The sequence below is a fragment of the Microseira sp. BLCC-F43 genome (assembly GCF_041929235.1).
Taxonomy (GTDB): Bacteria; Cyanobacteriota; Cyanobacteriia; order Cyanobacteriales; family Aerosakkonemataceae; genus Microseira.
The window spans coordinates 1-24766 of the sequence record NZ_JBHFNP010000131.1 but is presented as its reverse complement, the minus strand read 5'-3'; the positions used below and the strand labels follow the sequence as shown (position 1 = coordinate 24766).

Below are 24766 nucleotides of genomic sequence, written 5' to 3'. Positions count from 1 at the left end.
GGTTTTCGATTACCAATTAGCAATTAACTATTAGCTATTAGCCTTCAGTCGTTTTCACAACTTCCTTGGGTGGTTTTGATTCACCGTTTGAGCCATTACCGTTGCCGTTGCCGTTGGCGGGTTTTTCTAACTGCCTTGCAGCTAGATATTGATACATTTGCCAACGGGTATTTACATCTGACTGCGCTGCTTCTAGTAACCGTTTCGCATCTTCTGGTTTGCTGCGCCTTAACATGTTGAAACGGTTCTCGTTGTACATCGATTGTTCGACTGGAAAACGAGGAGAACGGCTGTCTAATTGCAGCGGATTTTCGTGTAGTTTGACCCGTTCTGGATTGTACCGATAAAGCAACCAACGACCGGATTCTACTGCTGCTTTTTGTTGTTGCATTCCGGTCATCATGTTGATGCCGTGGGCGATGCAATGGGAATAAGCAATAATCAGCGATGGGCCATCATATGCTTCGGCTTCTAGGAACGCTTTCAAAGTGTGTTCGTCCCTCGCACCCATGGCGACGCTGGCGACGTAAACGTTGCCATATGTCATGGCAATTAAACCCAAATCTTTCTTAGCTGCGGGTTTTCCTCCGGCGGCAAATTTAGCCACTGCTGCCCGGGGAGTAGATTTGGACATTTGTCCGCCAGTATTGGAATAAACTTCGGTATCCAATACGAGGATATTGACGTTACGTCCGCTGGCTAAAACGTGGTCTAAACCGCCGTAACCAATATCATACGCCCAACCGTCACCGCCTATAATCCAGACGCTCTTCTTGACTAGATAATCCGCGAGGGATTTCAGATTTTGGAGTTTGTATTTTAGATTTGCTTCTGGTTCGGAATTCAGCAGTTGATCTAGGCGTTGTTTCAACTGGGCAACTCGTTCCCTTTGTTCCCAAATATCCGCTTCGTCTTTTTGTTCGGCGTTTAAGATATCTGTGGCGAGGGATTCGCCGATTTCTGTTGCCAATTTTTTGAGCAATTCGGCGGCAAATTCGGTATGTTTGTCGATCGAGACGCGGAAACCTAATCCGAATTCGGCGTTATCTTCAAATAAACTGTTCGACCAAGCGGGTCCGCGTCCTTCGGCGTTGTGGGTCCAAGGCGTTGTTGGCAGGTTACCGCCGTAGATGGAAGAACACCCGGTGGCGTTGGCGACTAACATGCGATCGCCAAACAATTGACTCACTAATTTCAGATATGGTGTCTCGCCGCATCCGCCACAAGCACCGGAAAATTCAAACAGCGGTTCTTGCATTTGTTGCTGACCAATTTTCGTCAGCTTCAATTCGCGCCGATCCGGATTGGGAAGACTTAAGAAGTAATCCCAATTCTGCCGTTCTTGTTCCCGCAATGGCAATTGCGGTTCCATATTAATCGCCTTCAGTTTCGGTTCAGATTTATTCTTCGCCGGACAAACATCGACGCAGACGCCGCATCCGGTACAATCTTCTGCCGCAACTTGAATGGTGAATTTTAACCCTTTCCAATCCTGGTCTTTCGCGTTAGTACTCTTGAAAGTTTCCGGTGCATTTTCCAGTTCTTCTGGTTCGTAAACTTTGCTGCGAATTACACTATGGGGACACACCATAACGCACTTACCGCATTGCACGCAAACATTCGGGTCCCAAACGGGAATTTCTTCGGCAATATTGCGTTTTTCCCATTTAGTAGTACCGCTGGGGAAAGTACCATCGCAAGGTAATGCGCTAACGGGCAGTTCATCCCCTTCCCGCGCAATCATCTTGCCTAAAACTTCGCGGACAAATGCGGGTGCGGTATCGGGAATTGGGGATTTATTTTCTTCTTCCCCTTCGTTTAATCCACCATAGGATACTTCGTACAGATTTTCCAGGGTTTGATCCACGGCTTTGATATTCATCTGCACGATTTCTTCGCCTTTCTTGCCGTAAGTCTTGCGAATTGATTTCTTAATTTGCTCAATCGCTTCTGATCGCGGCAGCACTCCCGAAACTGCGAAGAAACAAACTTGCATCACCGTGTTAATGCGTCCCCCCATCCCCGCTTCGCGGGCGACTTTAGAGCCGTCGATCGCATAAAATTTGAGTTGTTTCTCGATTATTTGCTCTTGTACCGATTTGGGCAGTTTGTGCCAAACTTCATCGGCAGCGTAAGGAGAATTCAGTAGGAATGTTCCCCCCGGCACGATTTCTTTGAGAATCGGGAATTTTTCCACAAATTCCCATTGGTGACAGGCGACAAAGTTGGCTTTATCTACCAAGTAGGTCGATCGAATTAATTCCGGACCAAATCGCAGGTGGGAAACGGTGACCGACCCGGATTTCTTCGAGTCGTAGACGAAGTAACCTTGGGCATAATTATCGGTTTCTTCGCCGATAATTTTGATCGAGTTTTTGTTCGCGCCGACGGTGCCATCCGAACCCAAACCGTAGAAAATAGCTCTAACAACGCTATCGGGTTCGATAGAAAATTCCCGGTCGTAGTCTAAGCTGGTGTGGGTAATGTCATCGTTAATTCCCACGGTAAAGTGATTTTTGGGTGCGGCGGCGGCGAGGTTATCGAAAACGGCTTTAACCATTGCTGGGTTAAATTCTTTAGAAGATAACCCATAACGTCCACCGATGACTTTAATCGATGTGCGACCTTGTTCGATGAGAGCGGTAATTACATCCACATACAAGGGTTCGCCAGCACTGCCGGGTTCTTTAGTCCGGTCTAAAACGGCGATACTCTTGATAGTTTCTGGCAAGGCTTCTACAAACCGTTTCGCATCAAAGGGACGATACAACCGTACTTTGAGAACGCCGACTTTTTCGCCTTTATTGTTGAGGTAATCTACGGTTTCGTGAACGGTTTCGCAACCGGAACCCATCAATATAATGACTCGTTCTGCTTCTGGATCTCCGTGGTATTCAAATAATTGATATTGCCGCCCGGTGAGTGTGGCAAATTCATCCATTACTTTTTGAACTATATCCGGGCAGGCGAGATAGAAAGGATTGACGGTTTCTCTGGCTTGGAAGTAAACATCCGGGTTTTGTGCCGTGCCGCGAATGACGGGACGATCTGGAGTGAGGGCGCGATCGCGCATCGCCAATACTAATTCTGCCGGTATTTGCGAACTCAAGTCGTCATCGGTCAAAATTTCTACTTTCTGCACTTCATGGGATGTCCTGAACCCATCAAAGAAATGCACGAAAGGAATCCGCGATTCTAACGATGCTCGCGTAGCAATTAATGCAAAATCATGCGCTTCTTGCACGGAAGCAGAACACAGCATCGCCCATCCAGTGGCACGCGCTGCCATCACGTCGCTGTGATCGCCGAAAATCGAAAGCCCTTGGGCGGCGAGACTGCGCGCGGCGATGTGGAAGACGCAAGGCGTGAGTTCTCCGGCAATTTTATACATGTTTGGGATCATCAACAATAATCCCTGGGACGCCGTGAACGTGGTGGCGAGGGAACCCGTCTGTAGCGCGCCGTGGATTGCACCCGCTACGCCCCCTTCACTCTGCATCTCGATGATGGAGGGAACGGTACCCCAGAGATTCGGTTTGCCTTCAGATGCCCACGCATCCGCCCATTCGCCCATCGGAGTTGAAGGGGTGATCGGGTAGATTGCGATCGCTTCATTGAGTCGGTAAGCGACTTGGGCAACTGCTTCGTTGCCATCTATGGTTGCAAATGTTCTCTTGTTCATTGTTATACCTCGTCATTTGCCTTTAGTCAGTTGTCAGTTGACCCCTGAGTGCTGACCCATGACCGATCTGGCTCACTCTCAAGGTAGACAACAAATTTGAGGAACTTGTGAAGCTGTCGGATTTGAGCGATTAAAACCCGCTCTTTTGTCAGGCGCTGGTGACTTTCCAGCATTTTTGGCGCGGATAATTTTACCAACGACGGTAATTTTCACAAAACCGCGTTTTTGGCAAGGATATTAAAATATTTATTCAGCTAATGTTGCAAAACTTTGCATCCAGAAGCTAACAGTGGACAGTGGACAGTTGACAGTTGGCAGTTAGTCACCGTCCTAGAATCACCTGGCTCTAAACCGAGTTTTTCATTGATAATTGTCGGTTGTCGGTTGTCCACTGAAAGGTAATGTTATCAATTGCGTACAGGACTAAAGCTGCGGATCGCAATTGCTGGCTGGTGCGTGACGTTACCAGTCTCATTGCTACGTTGAAATATGCTCACAACGTCACGCACCCTACAGAAAAAATATGCCTATTAGCAATTAGCGTTGATGGTGCGTTACGCTTCTGTCAACTGTCAACTGTCAACTGTCAACTGAAATTTTCTCAATCCAGGACAGCTTGACGAGCAACCGCAATATTTCGCCCTTGTCTTTTTGCTGCATAAAGTGCCTCATCTGCCATTTTGATTAACACTTCTGGCGACTCTTTCAAACTGGGTACTAAACTACTAATTCCTAAACTCAAAGTCACATAATCGCTGACTAAAGATTGGGCATGGGGAATTTTGAGTTGTTGCACTTGTTGTCGGATTAATTCCCCAACTTGCACCGCTCCTGCCATCGATGTGTTCGGCAGCAGGATGACAAATTCTTCGCCGCCGTAACGCGCCACCAAATCTGCTGGACGCTTGAGAACTTTTCTAATTGCTTGTGCCACCTGCTTTAAAGTGACATCCCCAGCTAAATGTCCGTAGTAGTCGTTATAGCGTTTGAAATAATCAATATCGCACAGAATCAACGACAGGGGTATTTGCTCTCGTTTTAATCTGCTCCATTCTCGTGCCAGGTGTTCGTTAAAATAACGGCGGTTGGCAACACCTGTTAACTCATCCAAAGTAGCGAGTAACGCTAGTTTTTGGTTCGCGGCAAAAAGTGCGGTTTCCGCTTGTTTTCGCTCCACGAACGACCCCAACTGAGTGGCGATCGCATTCACCAATTCCAGGGAACGATCTTCAGGTGTGGAATTTTTTTTGCTAAAAAATATTAGAATGGCAAGAACTTGGTTATCGAAGAGAATGGGAACTCCGAATGCTGCTTTTAGTCCCACAGCGGCAGCTAAATGGCAACGGGGAAAAACTTGCACTTCTTGTTGGGAAATATCCTGTACCCATTCAGGTTGTTTGGTTGCCCAAATTCGCCCCGGCATCCCCTCGTTACGGCGAAATATCAACGTTTTGCTGAACAGATGAAATTCTTCGAGCTTCCCCTCGTTGGCATACCAACCCCAACTGCGTTCGAGGACAAATCTATCTGAATTGACCACCCAAGCTTCGCCCAAATCCCATCCGATGGTTTGGCACACTAAAGCGAGAATTTTTTCTAAAGCGGCGTCAAGGTTGGGGGCAGAATTAATTGCTTGTGTTGCTTTTAGTAAGAGTTGCAACTGAGCGTTTTGTTGACTCAACAGTTGGTTTTTTTGTTGCAGTTGGACTTGCAGCGATCGCCGGGTGAGTTGAAGAGCTACCCTCGCCAATACTTCCTCGACTTGAAATGGTTTGGTAATGTAATCTTCCCCGCCGATTTGAAATGCTTTGCTTTTGTCTAACCCCTCAGAAAGTCCACTCAAGAAAATCACGGGAATTTCTCTGGTTTTCGGGTTAGCTTTCAAGGTTTGGCAAATTTCGTATCCAGACAAATCCGGCATGATAATATCCAGCAAGATTAAGTCGGGATGCTTTTCTTGAATCGCCTCTAACGCCAAGTTGCCATCGGTAACTGGTCGAACTTTATAGCCATTTTCCCGCAAGAGATTGACTAATAAGCGTAAGTTCGCTATTGTATCGTCAACGATTAAGATATTTCCCTTATAATTGTTGCTGGATGTTAAGTTCATAGAGTTTTTTTTTCAATGCCTTCCTTTCAACCAGTAGGTGAGCATTTCTCCTTTACCTTTAACCTCTATTATCCCCCGTTCTTCAAATTCAAACCGATCTTTTAAGCATTCGTAGGTGGCAGCGCTGACTTGAATTTTTCCCGGCATTCCGCTAGACTCCATGCGCGAGGCAACGTTGACGGTATCGCCCCAAAGGTCGTAGATAAACTTGCTTTTGCCGATGACTCCGGCGATGACGGTACCGATGTTGATGCCGATCCGCACTTGAAATGCTTGGTTTGTCTTGGCGTTGAGTCGGTTAATTCCACCCAGCATGTCGAGTGCCATTTGAGCGATCGCTTCATCATAATTGGGACGCGGTACGGGCAATCCTCCCACTACCATATAAGCATCCCCAATCGTTTTAATCTTTTCCAACCGATGCTTTTCTGCTAAGCGATCGAATTCGGAAAAAATTGCATTCAGTATTTCTACCAATTCTGCTGGTGTCTGTTGCGCGGAAAAGTTGGTAAATCCCACTAGATCGGCAAACAATACGCTCACTGCTTCAAATTGGTCGGCAATCGGTGTTTCCCCAGCTTTCAGGCGCGTGGCGATGGATTGGGGCAAAATATTCAGCAGCAATCGTTCGGTCTGGGCTTTTTGCAATTCCAAAGCTTGCTGTGCCAGCTTGCGTTCGGTAATATCAGATACCGTGCCTTCATAGTATAGTAACCTGCCGGTAGAATCTCTCACCGCGCGAGCATTTTCCGAGATCCAAATTTGCGTTCCATCTTGACGATAAATTAGCGATTCAAACCCAGATACAGCGCCATCAACTTCGATGGCGGCGATAAATTCGTTGCGTCGCTTGGGGTCAACATATAATTGCTCGTTAATGTTTTTCATGGCAAGCATTAACTCTTCTGGAGAAGCGTAACCATAAATCCTTGCTAAGGCAGGATTAACGCTCAAATACCGTCCTTCTGGCGTTGATTGAAATATACCATCAATCGCGTTTTCAACGATGCTGTGATATCGTTGTTCGGCAATGCGTAAGGCATCTTCTGCTTGCTTGCGCTGGACGATCGCTCCTAATTGGGTGGCAACTGCTTGCACTAATTCCACCATCCGGGATTGATAAGCACTGATTTGTTTTTGATAGAAAATCCAAATCGCTAAAACTTTATCTTGCGCCAATATCGGCACGCCAAAAGCTGCTTTTAATCCCGCGCTTGCTGCAATTTCAACTCGGATGAAAGCTGACCCATCTACTTCAGAAATATTTTCAATCCATTCGGGACGCTTGGATAGCCAAATTCGACCGGGAATTCCTTCTCCGGGTGCAAAGGTTAATCGCTTGCTTTTTTGTCGATAGTCTGAAAGACTGGCATCTTTTAAATAGCAACCTTCACTGCATTCTAAGATTGTGCCATCGCCGTTGGGAATCCACGTCTCTGCTAAATCCCATTGCAAACTTTGACAGATCATTTTGAGGATATCGTTAAAGGCGGCGTGCAAGTCGGGGGCGCGATGGATGGCGTGGGAGGTTGCCAAAAGCAGGCGAATTTCCATCTCCGCTTGTCTGCGATCGCGTATTTCTTTTTTCAGTCGGGAATTCTGTTCGGTTAATTGTTGATTTTTTTCCTGTAGTTGCGCTTGTAAAGACTTCAGGGTGAGTTGATGGTTCACCCGCGCTAATGCTTCCTCAACTTGAAAGGGTTTGGTAATGTAGTCTGCCCCGCCTACTTGAAACGCTGATGCTTTATCTAACCCTTCAGAAAGCGCGCTTAAAAAAATGACCGGAATCTTTTCTGTTTCCGGGTCTGATTTGAGTTGTTTACACACTTCATACCCGTCTATATTGGGCATGAGAATATCGAGCAATATCAAATCTGGCTTGCTTTTTTTTACCGCTTCTATTGCTAAAATACCATCTGTAACAGGTCTAACTTTGTACCCATTTTTTCGTAAAATATTGATTAACAATTTTAAGTTGGCAGGGCAATCGTCAACAACTAATATTTCTGCCTTACAGCGGTGGTGATTCAGCGACATATTATTTTTATGCTAAGGGTTCTTGCGGTGATATCTCGGCAATTATTGCCAAAATATTCTTGTAATCAAACTCATCGAGATGCCCCTGAATAATTTGAGCAATTCCCGGATTTTATCCCTGAATTCGGTTAATTAGATCTTCGATTAAATTCAAATCGGCAAGACTAATTGCTTGTTTCATTTCCCCGGTCCAACCATCCGGAAGTTTTAGGGTCGATTGCCATTCGTTGTTTGTGGGAGCGCTCGACAGGTTTGCTTGAGTTTCCTTGCCTCCTTTGGCGTTTTCAATAGCGTTTAAAATCTTTGAGTATTCCAAGTTTTCAATTATCTTTTTGATCGCCTCTGCCAGTGCTGTTTCTTGCGGCTGTATCCTGAAAATCAATTGCTCTAACGCTTCTTGCTCTTGCGTTAAACTTGCCTGTTCTAATTCAATCAACCATGACTTTGGCAATGCTTGCATAGAAGCTAAATTTAGATTATAATTGGACTCACCCGACGCAATAGTTGTGTTGGATTCTTCAATAAAGCTCGCTCCTAAATATTCGGCTAGCTTTTCAAAGATAACCTTTTCTGACACGGGCTTACAAATAATATCATCGCATCCTGCCGATAGCATAGCGAGTTTTTCTGACTCAAAAGCACTGGCGGTGATGGCAATAATTGTTGTGGCAAAACCTTTGGTTGTAGCTTTAATTCTTTGGGTAGCTTGATAACCGTCGAGAACGGGCATTTTCATATCCATCCAAATCAGATGGGGTTGAAAGGTTTCCCACATTTTAATCGCTTCTTCACCGTTTGTCGCTTCTAGAACTGCAAAACCAACGGGGGCAAGTAACTGTACCAGCAGTTGACGGTTGCGCTCGCTATCATCAACGACTAAAATTCTATATTCCGGTTGGTTTGGGGCTAGAGCGATAACGCGGCGGCTGATTTGTCGATTCCCGATGGCTGTGGGGTTAATCGCGATAACTTTAATCTCAAATTGGAAGGTTGCTCCCTGTCCGATTTGAGATTGGACGGCGATATCTCCGCCTAAAAGTTGGATGTATTTGCGACTAATAGTTAAACCCAAACCCGTGCCTTTAGCTGTAGCAATTCCAGCAGTAGTTTGTACAAAGGGGGTGAATAGATGTTGCATTTCATTCTCGCGAATTCCGACTCCGGTATCCCTGAGAGAAAATTGCAGATTTAACTGATTTTCTGGTTTGTCAATCCGAGTCACGTTCAGCGAAACTTTCCCCTGATTGGTAAATTTAATGCCCTTGTCCAGTAGGTTGATTAAAACTTGGCGGAGTTTGAGGCGATCGCTTCTGATAAACTGAGGAACTTGGGGAGCAAAGTTAAACTCTAACTGCAAGCTTTTTGCCTTAACTTTAACTTGAAACATTTCCTTTAACTCAGACAGCATATCGATAAGATCGAAGTCGCTTTCGTTCAATACTATAGATCCAGCTTCGATTTTCGATAAGTCGAGAACGTCGTTGATTAAACCCAGCAAGTGTTCGCCGCTGCGACTGATAATGCGGATATTTTCTTGTTGTTGCGGATTGAGGTTTGAGTCATGCTTTAGCAGTTGTGCAAATCCTAAAATGGCGTTTAGTGGCGTCCTGAGTTCGTGACTCATATTAGCTAAGAACGTACTTTTAGCATGGTTTGCTGCTTCCGCTGCTTCTTTTGCTTGTCGCAGTTCTTCTTCTGCCTTTTTCAGATCTGTGATGTCCCGTCCGACTGCTTGCAATTCAACAATACATCCAGCGTCATCAAATATAGCCCGGTTAATCCACTGAGTCCAACGCAATTGCTCCTGACTAATTACCCGAGTTTCAATCGTGACGACAGGATTTTTTCTGCTGATGGAATTGACCTGACGCGCCACATATTCCCGGTCTTGTTCAAAAACAACGGGTTCGTAATGATACCCGATCAATTCTTCCCGCGTTAGTCCAAAATATCGACAGAAAGCTTCATTAACAAAAGTTAGAGTGCCATCTAGCTTACATCGGGCAATCAGTTCGGTCTGATCTTCAAGGATGGCACGATATCGCGCTTCGCTTTTTACCAGTGCAGCTGCGATTTGTTTGCGTTCGGTAATTTCTTGAGCGAGTGAGGCGGTGCGTTGTTGTACTTGAGTTTCCAGGGTGCGCTGATATTCTTCTATGAGTTGTTCTGCCTGTTTGCGTTCTGTAATATCGATGATGACGCCATCCCAGATGATATCGCCATTGGGCTGTTTTTGCGGGCGGGAGATTCCTTGTACCCATTTAGTGCGACCAGAAGGCGGAATAATTCGACCTTCCCATTTCCAAGGTTGTAAAGTTTGTGCCGAAATTAGAACGGTTTCGTTGAGGGAAGCTACATCTTCGGGATGGGTAACTTGCCAAGGCAAATGGGGATTTTTGGCAATGATTTCGGGTTCATATTCGTAAACTTCTTGCACCCCTGGACTGATATAAATGAATTCTTGAGTGCCATCGGGATGCAGTAGGAAGCGATAGACAAAGGAAGGCACGTTTTCTGCTAGATGGCGGTACTTGGTTTCGCTTTCTAGCAGTGCAATTTCTGCTAGTTTGCGATCGGTGATATCGTGAAATGCAGTAATGGCAAAGGTAACGTTTCCCTGACTATCCAAAACGGGAATCGTTCGCATTTCCAGAGCGATCGCCTTTCCGTCTCGACGTATTTCTATATCGTCAACTACGACTGTTTCTCCATTAAGCGCTCGGACTATGGGTAGGCGATCGATCTCATAAAGTTGGTCGGTTCCAGCGCGATAAATTTGATATATCAACCCTGGATTTTCCACAGCGGTTCCAAATAGATGTTTTGCCATTTGATTGGTATAGACAACTTCCCCATGCGGATAGATAACTGCCACCCCAACGGGTAAAGCTTCTAAAAATTGATTTAATCGCTGTTCGCTCTCTGCCAGTGCTGCGTTGAGATACTTCATCTCCCCAAAAGACACTTGCAGTTGTTGCGCCATTTCATTAAATGATTTAGCTAGTGACCCAACTGCATCATCTCGCTCAATTTTAACCGTTTTTTCCCAATTTCCTTGGGCAATTTCCTTCGCGGCAATATTGAGTTGCGCCATCGGTTTGGTCACCCATTCCGCCGCGAGCATTCCAATTGCTGTAGAGCCAAACAAAGCTACAATCGATAATAAAATCGTTCGCTTTATATTGGCGTTAATTTGCTCGATAAAATCGGTTTCTGGAACAACGGTCACTATTAACCAATTCAAGCCAAATTCATCTGACCAGGGAGTACCGCGAACAAATTGGCGTTGTCCCTCTTGTTTAAATTCAACCTGCTTACTTGTCCTAATTTTGTCTAAACTACCAAATTTATCGATTAAATATGCAACGGTTTTCCCCATAAGCGAATTGTGACTTGCGGCTCCGCTAATTCGTTGAATTTTTCGATTAATTATGGTATAATTTGGCTGCTGACTCGAACTAGCTACCAATAACCCATTCGGTTCTAAAATAAATATTTCGCCTGCTCGACTCAAGGAGAATTTTTGCAAAAACCTATTGATATCGTTCAAGTACAAATCAACCGCCGTGACCCCACCGATCAGGCCAGATTGCTGATAATATGGTTTCACTGCTTCTATCTTCAGCCCTATGTTAGCTTCTCTAATAAACGGATCAATTTCGCTCCAAGTTGCCCTACCTTTTTTAACGGCAGCTTGATACCAAGGGCGACGGCGCGGATCGTAGTTGGAAACGCTATTTAATTTTTGGATACGCTTGCCTTTTTTGTCTGTGGCGTAAGAAACATAATTTTTATTGGTTGTGCCGTCTGCGACTTCTATAATGTAGGAGAGTTGACCATCTTTCCTCACCGAACCCGCACCGATAAACTTGCCTTGTTCGTTACCGGCATAAATAAAACTAACGGAATTAAACACTTGAATGCGCTTGAGAAAATAAACATCTAAATTCTGCAAGTTTGGCGAATCTAGATGAATTTTTCCTAATTCCAAGTCATCGGCAACGAGTTGGACAATTTGTTGGGGAAGAGCAGTGTAAGATTTGAGGTGTTGGTCGATGCGATCGTGAGCATGAATCATCAACTCATGCGCCCGGTTATTCACCGTCTGCTGCCCATTTTTGCAGGAAAGATAACCCACCAGCCCCACGGTTATGGTAGTCTGTACAACGAAGGGAAAAATTAAAACAGTTTTTAGGGGCACACCTCCTGTAACTCTAGCAAAAATTTGTTTTAGCGCTCCGCTCAACATCGTGGTAGCTTACTCCTTCAGGTTTTCCATCCCTCGCTCAGGTCTGCGACAGGTATTGTTTACGTTATAAATAAAAATTTTATTAAGGTCAAGTCGTAATCTATGGGGAAGAGGCAGAGGGAAATTTTTTGTAGGAAGTTATACGGAATCCGTTTTTTTAACGAACCGCCAAGACGCCATAGACGCGATAGCGGCTTCTCGAAGAGTAGGACGCCAAGAAAAGGAGAAGGAGGGAGAAGGAGGGAGAAGGAGGGAGAAGCGGGGAGAAGCAGAGTGTACGCAGTCGTGCCTCAAAAAAATTGCTGCTAGCTTTAAAATCAGCAGCAATTCTCAGAGCGCGCTAATCGCTAATTGCTAATCGCAAAAAGCTGATTAGCAATTAGCAATTAGCAATTAGCAATCTTCAAACAGAAACAAAGTCAGCGGCGGTGATATTGCTAGAATTTACCCCGCGCAAAATTGCCAGCAATTCATGATTGGCGATTAGCTTAATTAAAGTATCGCTGGTGTTGACACCCGTACCTTGAGTGACGTCGATCTGTGCCAAGGATAAACCGGCGGATAATCCGATGCGGTCTTCATTATCGGTGAAATCGGTGATTGCGTCGGTGCCTTTGCCAGTTGCTAGGACGAAGCAATCGCTACCAGCACCCCCATTGATGATATCGTCACCGCCGCTACCGGAAACATTATCGTTGCCATTCCCACCATTAAAGCGATCGTTTCCACCGCCTAAATCAACGACCGAATTCCCATAACTTCCCAGCAAGGTAATAACATCATTACCATCGCGGGGGTCGTTGCCGATCGGATTGACTGGTTCGTCACCCTTTAAATTAATAAAGAAGCGGGGATGATTCATCGTGACGGTAATATCATCATTCCCGTAACCGCCGGTAATTTTGCCATCAGAACGCGGCGCATCGTTAGGGTTGGTATTGTTATCCCAAGAAGGGGCAAAAGTGACGTTAATTGTATCGTTACCCGTTCCACCATGAGCGCCTAAAATCCCATCCGGATCGGCAATCGTATCGTTGCCATCTCCGCCAAACATCCGGTCGTTGTTGCCTGCACCGCCGTTAATAGAATCGTTACCGCCTTGACCAGAAATGAAGTCATCGCTGCCTTGACCATTGATAATTTCATTTTGGTTAGTACCGACCAAATTATCGGCGTTGGGCGTACCGTTAATCAAAGTCGGCAGGTTAAAGCGAGCAACCAAGGGGTCGTGGTCGCTTACTTGATCGGCAAATTCCGAGTTGATGTGAACCACATCAAAACCATCGATCCGATTGAATAGATTGTTGCTCGATAGAATATAATCCAGCGTCTGAGCATTGCCATCAAAATTGTAGGTGTAGCGCTCATTAGCAGGCAGGGTTTCGCTCGGGTTATTCAGTTTGGCACTTTTAAGAATATTCAGGGGATTCGAGAATTCAAAATCATTCAAGTCACCCGCTACGATAACGTTGGCATTCGGGTCAACCGCCAGAATATTCTGCACAAAGTCTTTGACAATTGTCGCTTGTTGATTGCGCTGGACTTCGGTGGTCAGGGTTGGTGGTTGGAAGCGTCCAAATAATGGTTGGTCGCCGCCTTTGGAGTTAAAGTGGTTGCCGATAACAAATACCCGATTCCCATTAAACAGAAATTCCCCCACTAGCGGTTTGCGACTGGCGTTGAAAGCTGAATTTGTTGGGTCGATGCGACCGGGACTAGCAGAGAGTTGGGGGTCGCCACCGACATTATTAACGGTGGTGCTTGAAGTAGGAGTGCCGCTGGGACGATCTACAAAGCTAACGCGGTTGGGATTGAATAGAAAACCGACGCGGATATTGCCCCCCGGTTCACCACCATCTTGGTCATCTACAGGGTTAATTTGGCGGTATTGATAGGTTGGTCCTCCAGCGGTTGCGATTGCATTAATCAAAGTTTGATAGGTAACGCTAGCATCGACAACCGAGTCGTTAGTAGCGCCGTTGTTATCTTGTACTTCCTCTAAGCTAATAACGTCGGGAGATTTGAGATTATTAACGATAGCATTGGCGAGGCGGTTAAACTTAACGCTACCATCGCTGGGGTCGAGGTTTTCCACGTTGAAGGTAGCAACGGTTAGCTGGTCTTGCGTACCTATCAGTGCGGTTGTTTCTGGGGTCAAACCACGGTCGGTTACCGTTGGCAAGGCGGCGGTGTTGAGTAGCTTGAAGTTGCCAAAACTATAATCGATTACACCTGCAATTAAATTGTTGAAAGTATCTCCCACATTTACTTGCGGCGGGTTGGAAACGAGCGCATCGTCAATAATAATCCGTTCTGGATTAAAGTCCCCCGGTTGAACGCGAATGCCACCCCGCGCCGTGCGCTCTCCCGCATTTACCCCATTGTCTGCCAGAACCGGAATTTCGCCAAAATCGTTAGTCGGACCAACAACAACGGCATTATTTACCCCTACCAACATCCCTTCCAAACTTTCGTAGAAGTCGATGCCATCTTGCGCGGGGTCAAACAAGGTGGCGGCATTTTCCACACTGCCACCCACCGCATCGTTATCGATAATTTGGTTAGGAATCGGGCGACCGTTGATGCCGATACTAGTAACAGCAGGCAAGGGATTGCCGCTAGAAAGCTTTTCGATAGTCGGGTTGGTAATTTGAGTAATGGATAGATTGTTGATGCCGCCAGTACCACCCGGACGGAACTCGCTAACCCTACCGCTGACGCGAACCGAGTCGCCCACGCTAACAGTAGGTGCTGAGGAAGTGAAGACGAAAATCCCTTCCGAGGTGGCATCATTATTATCTGGATTGGGGTCTTGCAAGTAAAAACCATTCGAGCGCAACGCCGTGACTATACCCCCAACATTGCTAACAGTTTGACCTTCCAGGGGAGAACGATGGGCAGTTCCTTGAATATCGCGGATGCGAATAGCTGGGGCGGTATCGTTGTCAGTAATGTTAACGCTGAGATTGGGTATTGAGATATTGGCATAAGCGGGGTCAGCACTACTAATAATAGTGTGAGTGATGACGCCCGCGTGAGGAGAACTTTCTATCGCGGTATCGTTAACAGCTTTAACGGTAATTGTTTGCGGCGCGGTATCAGTAAAGCTGAGATTGATGGAATTGGAAAAGTTCACCCCATCGGTGCTGATTACGGTTTGTGAGTCTGATGCGATTGCCATATTAACTGCACCCGCAGGTACGGTATTGAGAGCGATAGTATAATTATCGCTCGTTTCCCCTTGTTCGTTCACATCGGTGCTACCGCCAGATTGGGTAATTGTTATCCCCGCCCGAGTCGCAAAACCTGCCGAAATACCAAAGTCATCAATTGCTAAACCGTGGTCGTTATTGGCATCGTTACTATCCGACCAACGCAACCAAATTTCTTGTCCCGGCGCCATCGATAAACCGCTTAAACTTGCCGATAAATTCGTGCGGTTCGCTGCGGCATTTCCATCTAACGCACTCGCAGAAGTTGTGCCAAAAGTCGGACTGGTAAAATCCAAAGGAGCGAAATCAATCCAGGTTCCACTTGTTAAGCTACTCGCGCCAATTTGATATTGAAAGTCTAACTTTTGGGCGACGCTGGGACTCGTAGTGCTGCTACCGCCATTCCGCCACTGTTCGCCTACATAACCGATATTGAGCGCGGAAATAGTATTCGCTGTATTGTTAACAAAACGAACGCCCCACAAAACAGTACCCGTCCCGCCGGATGCTACAGAACCTAATCCGCGATCGCTAGAAACACTCCCAAAACTGTAGAGTGCGCCTGTATTGCTAGAACCAGTTCCAGCAGCATAAGTCGTTCTGTTTGCATACCAACCCCCGATTGTAGAATCATCAATCCAAGAATTGCTATTCCCTGAACTAGCTAACAAGTTAAATTCTTGAGCATAGGGGTTACTCAGGTTAATTGCTGGCATTGCGAAAACCTCACTTGTGGTAAAAAACAAAAAAGGTAAAAGGCAAAAATGCAGCAGAATTTGAACTCCAACCAGGTGCCAAGGAACCATAGGTATTCACCAAAAGACTATGGTTTAAATTTCCCATACTCATGGAAAAAATTCCGGAACAATGGGAAATTTCTCTGTATTCTTAACCTGGTTTTTACCTAAAGTTAAACTAATTCCACTGAAATTTGCTTTGGTTAAAAAGTTACCACTAATACAAAATCAATGCATGTAATGCCGAAAACACTGTATGTGAAGTTTCTGTAAAGAAAGGATCTAAATGTAGGGTGCGTAAGCGTTGCGCGTAACGCACCGCTTACGCTATTAAATTTATCCAAAAACTCTTGTGGGGTGGGCATTCTGCCTGCCATTTTATGGAGATATCTATTTAACAAACCACAGAGGCACAGAGAACGCAGAGATCAGAGAAAAGAAGAGATAGGTAATTTTAGATCCTTCGGGAACTTAGTAGTAAATGTAGGGTGCGTAAGCGTTGCGCGTAACGCACCGCTCCAGGCGCAGTAAATGTAGCGCGTAACCCACCGCTCCAGGCGCACGAACCGGGATGAAAAGAAGAGATAGGTAATATTGGAGTCGTCAGGGAACTCAGTCATAAAAATCAGCTGGGACGGGTGAGGGACGCTCGCCATTTTGGAAGCGTTTCCAAGATATTTTCAACTCTTCTGGGGCGGGATAGTTGGTGTCGTAAACCACAAGCACGTTCGTCAAATTCCGTCCTGGCGACATCAAAATTCGTCCTTGATGTGCCAAAGCGACTGAAGCACCTCCGTCTAAATTCATCGCTTCCACACAACCAATTTCCTGCATGATTTTTGCTTCTTGTTCTAAAGACAAACTGCGGAGAAAAGTAACCAGAAATAACTTATCTCTAGATTCAGGAAATCCAATCGCCGTCCGCGCACCCACGCCCAAAACGTGAGAATCTTTAAATCCTTCTGATAAGGGCGATAGCCAAATTTTTCCCTGCTTAACTAATCTTGGACCGCAAGTAAGAGAAAACCAATATTGAGTCCAATCAGGTTGACCTGAAAAGCGGGCGGTAATCATCTCTAGTTGATTTCCCGCTTTGATTCCCAAAGTCGTCCCATAGTTTTCCCAACGACTGTATTTGAGAAACCTTCCCCCTGCCACCATATTTCCCAGCACCGATTTTTGAGCATCTTTGCCAAAAAATGTACCGTTGGCAATAACGGCGGCGCGGTATCGTGCTACAATATTCTCAAAAGGTTCATCGCCTTTTGTAACTTTGGGATTGTTGGCTAAATTGGCATTATTTGCTAAACCGATGGTGAGAAAAACTTCCGGATCGGTTAGGTCAATTGTGGTTTGATAAAAACTGACTCCAGCAATAGTATTTCGGGTTACTGGTACGGGTTGTGCTTTCTTAGCAGCACGTTTGGTAAAGAAACGCGGTGTTTGCCGTTCTAATGGGGATGAAGTTGGAGTGGGTGTGATGCTAGGTTGAGGAGTTTCCCTGGGTTTTATAACTGGTGTGCTAGGACTGGGTGTAACGCTAGCGACGGGAGTTTCGCTCGGTTGTATAACTGGCGTGCTGGGGGTGGGTGTAACGCTGACAACAGGAGTGCTAGGCAGCGGTTGAGGTGTTTGATTCTCTCGGAGAGTGGATGCATAAGCGAGTACCTTCTGCCATAATTGACCCACGAGTTTGAAAAAATTTTCGCGGTTTTTTTGAATCGAGAAAAAGTCGCCTAAAATTTGAGCGATCGCTATACCGAGCAAAAATAAAAAAGTGCGCCGCAGCATCCCGCGACACCCCTGAGATTGTTTGGGTTTTGGCATAAAAATCAGTCTGACCTTTTGGCAGCACCAATATTAACAACAAATTGCGCGATCGCAATTCCCGAATACCAACAACCTGTAGGGACACGGCACCAGCAGATCTTCTGCCTTTCGGGAAAGAATGTCATTGCCGTGCCCCTACCGCCAACACCCACAATCTGTAGGGGCACGGCAGCAGCAGATCTTCTGCCTTTCGGGAAAGAATGTCTATGCCGTGCCCCTACCGCCAACACCCACCGCCTTTTGGGGCACGGCACCAGCACATCTTCTTTTCGCCAAAGATCTTAATTGCCGTGCTACTACCGCCAACACCCACAATCTGTAGTAGCACGGCAGCAGCACATCTTCTGCCTTTCGGAAAAGAATGTCATTGCCGTGCCCCTACCGCCAACACCCACCACCTTTTTGGGCACGGCAGCAGCACATCTTCTGCCTTTCGGAAAAGAACCTCATTGCCGTACCCCTACCGCCTGCTTTGCATAATTTTCAGCCCGAAAGATTAGCCATTTCTAAAGATTTATCAAGTGCGGTTAACATGGGGTCTGGAGATAAAGCTTCTGCATCTATCAATTCTTTTAATATCTCAAAAATTAAAACTTCTTCTTCTTTTTGGTCGGTTAGTTTATCGTAAAAATAAGGATCGGAAAACCATCGATCAAAGGCAACTTCTAACAAACCGTTTGGATAAATTTTCAACCTCCAATAGGCAGACATTCTGTTATCAACTACCTCAAATAATGGCGCAGGACTCCGCATCGGATAATACATATAGTTATCCTCGCAGATATAGTACCAAACCTGTCCTTGCTTGACAGAGAAGGCGTAAACAGTATAGTCTTTGCCAACTGTGAGGGGAAATTCCATTTCTTTTTTGTAACCTCCTCTTGGAGCGAGGTAACTTTCAGGAAGAGATGCTCCGCTATTGGCGATACAATGAATTTTCATAATTAGATTCTCTACAGGTTTTTAGGGGCTGTTTTGGGATACTGGCGTTTGAACTTAAATTCGACATCTTGAAGAGTTTGACTGTTACGAAACCAATGAACTTGTACAGATGCTCCATTAATTTCAAAGGCTTGGTTACTTGTCATTTTATCCCAATCTTCAGGATTACCGCCATAAATAGCTGCCAGTCTTGGTGCATCTCCCAGTAGTTTATCTCCACCAACTTGAATAGGTCTGCAATTACCAGCTTGAGCGTCTTGCAGGAGGAGTTGCTCTTGTAAATTGCTGGGGATTTCATCGGGAATTGCACCTGTCGTCACGATAGATTTAGTTTAGGAAAAGGCAGGAGATATGAATGATATGGCAAGCGATCGCGCTCATCAACAAATTGCACAGTTTTATCATCATCTGTAGGGGCACGGCAGCAACAGATCTTCTGCCTTTCGCCAAAGATCTTAATTGCCGCGCCCCTACTGCCAATACCCACCACCTGTAGGGGCACGGCATCAGTAGATCTTCTGCCTTTCGGGAAAGAACGTCTATGCCGTGCCCCTACTGTCACAGGTTTACGATCTGGCAAGAAGCGTTCGCTCACTCACCGCAATATCAAACACAATCTTGAATTGCACATTGGGCATCCTCCGGCAAACAAAGTGAAGGTGTCCCTCTGCATCCGACCGACTGCGGTATCGCGCCACGATGACCCATTGCTGACTCGGCAATAAACGAGCGATCGCCCAATTGTTGAGACGAGTTTTGTAAGACATAATGAAATTTGCTCCTATTTGTGGGAGTAGAGCCAGTCCAGTGCTTACCAGGCTTAGGGACTGGCTTTTTTATTTTATTTTAGTATTAAGGTATTATAGTACTATAGTTAACTATGACATGTCAATGCTTTATGGTTGTCAGGTAGTGATAATGCCTGTAACCGTGCCACGCGACCAATTTAAAGCTTATGTAGAACGACAACTACAGCGACGTTTTAAAGCGATCGTTGCCTATCAAGGCAAAGATATAAGTCAAGTGATATCAGAGCTAATCGAGGAGTGGGTTAAGGAGAACGAGCCTCAAATGATAGAAGAATTGCTACAGCAGCAACAGCAATCGGACAAAGAACCTTAAATTTGATCAATACGATGAGTAAACGACTGAATCTAACCTTGCCTGATGCCGTTTTTGACGCACTGGAGCGATGGGCTGATGCTGAAGGACGACCTACCGCTAATCTGGCTGCATTTATCGTAGAGACGGCAGTGAAGCAAGCTGAGGCACAAAACAAAATACCCCCACCACCCCAGAAAAAAACTGACGGGAGGTAGGGGGTTTGAGGTGGGCGATCGCTTGAAATACGCGATCGCTCTATCGATCTACTAACTCAAGCTGCTAGTTACAAACACTAAGGCGATCCCCCCTAGCCCCCCTTGCCAAGGGGGGAACCGGATTCAAAGTCCCCCTTATTAAGGGGGGAACCGGATTCAAAGTCCCCCTTATTAAGGGGGAAACCGGATTCAAAGTCCCCCTTATTAAGGGGGGAACCGGATTCAAAGTCGCGCTTATTAAGGGGGGAACCGGATTCAAATTCAAAGTCCCCCTTATTAAGGGGGAAACCGGATTCAAAGTCCCCCTTATTAAGGGGGATTTAGGGGGATCTCAAAAGGTTACTACTTAAAACCGATCTCCAGAGTCAAGCTGCGAATCTTGCCGGTATCCGCAGCTGCCTTATCTGCAACTTCCAGAGTCCAGGTTCCTTTTGGACTTTTACCGATAAAACCAGCAAGTCCAGATGCGTTCACCTCGTCATAGGTTTGTTTGATATTATCGGTTCCTCCGCCAGTGCGATCGTGCAAAATGACTGGAGTGACGCCCATTTCCGCAGGAGGGAGAAGGGTAACTACCAAGTCACCAATGTAGGTATGCTCGATGTCAACATCAACTTTAATCGACTTGATGGGGTCGGTATTAGCGATCGCTAAAGTCAAAGTAGATGTCTGGAGGTCATTAATAGGCACATCCTGGACTGCTTTAAAGATCGTGACGGGGGAAGGTTGATCTGGTTTAGCCAATTCAACAGCTTTGCGAGCATTAATCCGACCGTAGCCATACAATGGGCTACGACCGTTGGCATCATACTTTCCTCCAGCTTGATCGATGCGATCGCAGGATTGTTTAATAATGTCTCGTACTTGATCCCAACGCAGATCCGGATTGCGCGCAACGATCAGCGCGGCTACACCCGCTGCACCCGGACAGGCGCTGGAAGTACCGCCGAAACTATTCGTATAGTTTCCAGCTGCGTCACCCAGACTCGCATTACCCGAATTGTAGCCAAGCCTACCAGAACGATCTGTCGTCCAAATCCCAGGAGTCAGAGAGGGATAGTAATTATTGCTGGGAAAAGCGCACCAGACGGCATTGCCAAAGTCACTGTAGGGACTTTTCTGACTGCGGTCATTACACGCCGCCACGGCAATCACTTTTGAGTAGCTGGCATAACCGTCATTATCTACGCTCTCGTTACCATTGCCAGCAGCAAATAATATTACGCATCCCTTACCGTTGCGACCCTGATTAATCGCAAAGTCCATCGCCAGTCGCGTCGAGTCGGGAAGCGGCACCACCTGATTGTGCAGAGGATCTTTGGGGTCGGTAAAATCGCCATCTGCTGGTCCCCAGCTACAGGAGATGACATCAGCACCATTTTGAGCCGCCCAGACGAAGGAATCGGCTTCCCCCTGGGAACCCAACGCAGAAGCGAAACGAATCGGCATCAGCTTGGCACCCGGTGCTACCCCAGACGCACCAAAGTTGCCGTTGGCACATGCCACCCCCGCACAGGCGGTACCGTGGTTATCCCCGTTTCCCGGTTTCGCATCGTTAGTTTTGCGCGTCACATCGCGAGGCGCGACAATCTTCCCAGAGGTACGGAACTCTTCGTGATCGATATCTACACCGTCGTCAATAATAGCGATAATTGTCCCCGTTCCATCGCTCAACTGCCAAGCTGCCTCAACGTTGGCATGGGCATCGACAGTTTTACCGTTAATCGTTGTTGGCTTCAAGTGCCACTGCTGAGGAAAAACTCGACGACGGCGCAACTCGCGCACTAATTCGGGATGACACAGGTCAACAGATTCCTCATTCAGCAACCTGGAGGCGATGTCAAACACTGCTAGACCAGTACCTGTGGAAGTACTGACAAAGTAAGCATTTCGTGCATACTCAAGTTGGCGTTTAATCGTTAAACTGTAACGGTCTAAGACCTCTTGACAAACCCTTGACTCTTCTTCATCATCGAACTTAACGAAGAGGTTTTCGGTGTAAATTACCGGCTCCATCGACTCTGGCTCCACCAGAACACGTCCGGCAAATTGGATCTCAGGTTCTTCCTTCAAAATTGTCCGCGCCCTGTCACGCAAAGCAGCGCCCTGACTTGAGTCTTTAGCGCGCAAAATTTCTACACCCGCTGCGCGAAAACGTGTTTGCAAATTGAATTGATTGAGGATGCTGCGGGATTGAGGCGATACGGGTGCAACTTCAAACGGTGTGTCACCCATAAGAGCGGCGTGGCTCTGGGTGCGAACTACAATATGCTCGTCACTGATAGCAAGTTGATACTCTCCGCCGTTTTTACCGCCATAGCGAACGGTAACCATATGTTAATCTCCCTGTGTTATACCTAAATTTAGATTCGCAGAAAACTAAGCTTTGTCAGAATTAATTTCAATAACTTAATACAAGTCTTCGGTCGGTGTTTCCAGAATAGAGACAAACCACCCAGGCTGGAAGACTACGGTAGGCATATTTTACCATCGGGGTGGACAAAATTAAGTTGCACGTTATTACTACTTCAGAAAGATGATTTATTTTCCGATTGAGTTATTCCTGATAGTAGAACCCTGGCAAATTTACTCTCTACCTCCCATTGCTGAAGTGAGATACCAGACAGACTACTTTTCCGAATATCCCCAACAAGTCCGTGCTGGGACAGATCGGTCTGCGGTTTTATACCGGCGTCAGCCGGGATATTACGCAGTACACTATAACGAACCCAGAAAGGTTGCACCCGGAGCGGTTTTACAATTGAACGATGGCGCGATCGCTGTTTTTTCAGGCGAACCGGACACCACCCAATTAACTTCCACTCAAGCCACAATCGGGCCAATTTACACATTACAACCCGATGGTTCCCCAGCAGTTCCAACCGGAATGGTTTTCATCCGCTTTGCTGAGAAAGTTGACGTTGAATCCCACCGCGAAGCAATTAAGCAAGCTGGTTATGAAATCGCTCAAAGTCTCTCCTACGCCCCTCACGCCGCTTGGTTGCGCGCCCAATCGGGCAAAATTTCCGACGCCCTCATGGGAATTTCTAAGTTGGAAGCAATTCCTGATGTTGAAAACGTCGAACCTCAGATGTTAATGGCAAGAGTTTTACGCCAGTAATAGTTAATCGCTAATAGCTAATGGCTAATGGCAGGAAAATTTCTATATTAGCAATTAGAAATTAGCAATCAGCAATTGGTGAGGTTGAACATCGGGTTTATTTATTAGGGCATTTTCTAGCACTTGCTGGATGCGATCGCATAAAACCAATTCGATTTCTTTGCGGACATCTTCTGGCACATCTACCAAATCTTTGCCATTCTGCTGCGGTAATAAAACCCGCTTAATCCCCGCGCGGTGCGCTGCTAACACTTTTTCCCGCACGCCGCCGATGGGGAGGACTTCGCCGCTGAGGTTAATTTCTCCCGTCATGGCGGTATCGGTTCGCACGGGTTGGTTGGTTAATAAGGATGCGATCGCTGTAACCATTGTCACTCCTGCGGAGGGTCCATCTTTGGGAATCGCACCCGCCGGGACGTGGATGTGTAAGCCATTATCTTTAAATAAACTCAAGTCTATTCCCAACGCCGCCGCACTCGACCACACGTAAGACCGGGCAATTCTGGCTGATTCTTGCATCACTTCGCCGAGTTGTCCTGTCAGGGTCAAGTCTTTACCTTCAGGTAACAACACCGCCTCGACAAATAAAACTTCCCCACCTTGCAGCGTCCAAGCAAGACCAGTAGCGACGCCTGGTTGTGTAACTTTTCGCACCTCATCCCGCAAAAAGCGCCTGGGCCCTAAGAATTCTTCCAGGTGTTCTGGATGGATAACCACTGGATTGGTTTCGCCGTTGGCATAGCGGACGGCAACCTTGCGACAAATCGCACCGAGTTGTTGTTCTAGTTTGCGGACTCCGGCTTCCCGCGTGTAATATTCTATACTATTTTGTAAAGCTAACCTCAGTATTTCCACTGCATCGGCGGGCAGTCCGGCTTTTTCGATTTGACGGGGTAGCAGGTATTTTTGGGCGATCGCTAGTTTCTCTTGGTCGGAATATCCCGATAGTTCGATAATTTCTAATCGGTCTAGCAGGGGTGCGGGAATTTTGGATAAGTCATTCGCGGTGCCGATAAAGAAAATCTGCGATAAGTCAAAATCCAGATCCAGGTATAAATCCCGGAAGCAATAGTTTTGTTGCGGATCGAGGATTTCCAGCAACGCCGATGCCGGATCGCCGCGATAGTCCATGCCGATTTTATCGAGTTCATCGAGCATAATTACCGGGTTTTTCACTCCGGCGCGGTGCAGTGCTTGCACGATGCGACCGGGCATCGCACCGATGTAAGTGCGGCGGTGTCCTCGCAGTTCGGCTTCATCGCGCAATCCACCCAGACTAATGCGCTCGAAGGGACGCCCCAAGGCGCGAGCAATCGAACGACCGAGGCTGGTTTTACCCACTCCTGGCGGCCCTGCGAAACAGATGACCGTACCGATGATCCCCGCTTGAGTTCCCCCCTGATTAAGGGGGGGTAGGGGGGATGGGGGAGTTCCCCCCTGATTAAGGGGGGGTAGGGGGGATGGGGGAGTTCCCCCCTGATTAAGGGGGGGTAGGGGGGATGGGGGAGTTCCCCCCTGATTAAGGGG

Annotated in this window: 15 protein-coding genes; 3 read left to right on the top strand and 12 right to left on the bottom strand. The window is 46.6% G+C overall.

The features are described 5' to 3' along the window. Positions 1 to 37: 37 nt before the first annotated feature. The 10 genes from nifJ to ACE1CM_RS18275 form a co-directional block, all read right to left on the bottom strand. Positions 38 to 3682 (bottom strand): pyruvate:ferredoxin (flavodoxin) oxidoreductase, encoded by a 3645-nt coding sequence (nifJ, locus tag ACE1CM_RS18320; RefSeq protein WP_374879083.1) that lies wholly within the window; start codon positions 3680 to 3682, stop codon positions 38 to 40. A 346-nt stretch (positions 3683 to 4028) separates the two neighbouring features. Further along, a complete protein-coding gene (locus tag ACE1CM_RS18315; protein ID WP_374879082.1) occupies positions 4029 to 4157 on the bottom strand; it encodes a hypothetical protein in 129 nt (42 codons plus the stop codon). Between the two features lie 126 nt (positions 4158 to 4283). Then, the gene (locus ACE1CM_RS18310; RefSeq protein WP_374879080.1) at positions 4284 to 5792 is read right to left on the bottom strand and encodes a diguanylate cyclase domain-containing protein; all 1509 of its coding nucleotides are present in this window, start codon (positions 5790 to 5792) and stop codon (positions 4284 to 4286) included. A gap of 12 nt (positions 5793 to 5804) precedes the next feature. After that, positions 5805 to 7829 carry an adenylate/guanylate cyclase domain-containing protein gene (locus ACE1CM_RS18305; RefSeq protein WP_374879078.1) on the bottom strand — a complete coding sequence of 675 codons (2025 nt, stop codon included), beginning with the start codon at positions 7827 to 7829 and terminating at the stop codon, positions 5805 to 5807. Positions 7830 to 7941: 112 nt separating this feature from the next. Continuing rightward, positions 7942 to 12030 carry a PAS domain S-box protein gene (locus ACE1CM_RS18300; protein WP_374879076.1) on the bottom strand — a complete coding sequence of 1363 codons (4089 nt, stop codon included), beginning with the start codon at positions 12028 to 12030 and terminating at the stop codon, positions 7942 to 7944. A gap of 451 nt (positions 12031 to 12481) precedes the next feature. After that, entirely contained in the window at positions 12482 to 16006 is a 3525-nt protein-coding gene (locus tag ACE1CM_RS18295) for an endonuclease/exonuclease/phosphatase family protein (RefSeq protein WP_374879074.1), read from the bottom strand. 633 nt (positions 16007 to 16639) lie between these two features. Next, positions 16640 to 17854, bottom strand: a complete 1215-nt coding sequence (locus tag ACE1CM_RS18290; RefSeq protein WP_374879072.1) for a phosphodiester glycosidase family protein — start codon at positions 17852 to 17854, stop codon at positions 16640 to 16642. A gap of 486 nt (positions 17855 to 18340) precedes the next feature. Further along, a complete protein-coding gene (locus ACE1CM_RS18285; protein WP_374879070.1) occupies positions 18341 to 18799 on the bottom strand; it encodes a hypothetical protein in 459 nt (152 codons plus the stop codon). Between the two features lie 11 nt (positions 18800 to 18810). After that, positions 18811 to 19119, bottom strand: a complete 309-nt coding sequence (locus tag ACE1CM_RS18280; protein WP_374879068.1) for a hypothetical protein — start codon at positions 19117 to 19119, stop codon at positions 18811 to 18813. A gap of 246 nt (positions 19120 to 19365) precedes the next feature. Further along, complete coding sequence (locus ACE1CM_RS18275; RefSeq protein ID WP_374879066.1) at positions 19366 to 19566, bottom strand: hypothetical protein; 201 nt, start codon at positions 19564 to 19566, stop codon at positions 19366 to 19368. 151 nt (positions 19567 to 19717) lie between these two features. On the opposite strand from ACE1CM_RS18275, the gene ACE1CM_RS18270 reads away from it, so the two are divergent. Both ACE1CM_RS18270 and ACE1CM_RS18265 read left to right on the top strand, forming a co-directional pair. Then, complete coding sequence (locus tag ACE1CM_RS18270; RefSeq protein ID WP_374879064.1) at positions 19718 to 19921, top strand: plasmid partition protein ParG; 204 nt, start codon at positions 19718 to 19720, stop codon at positions 19919 to 19921. 14 nt (positions 19922 to 19935) lie between these two features. Beyond that, positions 19936 to 20118, top strand: coding sequence for a hypothetical protein (locus tag ACE1CM_RS18265; protein ID WP_374879062.1), 183 nt, complete (start codon positions 19936 to 19938; stop codon positions 20116 to 20118). Positions 20119 to 20460: 342 nt separating this feature from the next. On the opposite strand, the gene ACE1CM_RS18260 is transcribed toward ACE1CM_RS18265, so the two are convergent. Then, on the bottom strand, positions 20461 to 22452 hold the full coding sequence (locus tag ACE1CM_RS18260) for a S8 family serine peptidase (RefSeq protein WP_374879060.1): 1992 nt from the start codon (positions 22450 to 22452) through the stop codon (positions 20461 to 20463). Between the two features lie 202 nt (positions 22453 to 22654). Between ACE1CM_RS18260 and ACE1CM_RS18255 the strand changes: the two genes are divergently transcribed. Then, positions 22655 to 23239, top strand: coding sequence for a hypothetical protein (locus ACE1CM_RS18255; protein WP_374879058.1), 585 nt, complete (start codon positions 22655 to 22657; stop codon positions 23237 to 23239). A 54-nt stretch (positions 23240 to 23293) separates the two neighbouring features. Here ACE1CM_RS18255 and lon read toward each other — a convergent pair. Beyond that, the coding region (lon, locus tag ACE1CM_RS18250; protein ID WP_374879056.1) for an endopeptidase La at positions 23294 to 24766 on the bottom strand (1473 nt) is incomplete at its 5' end.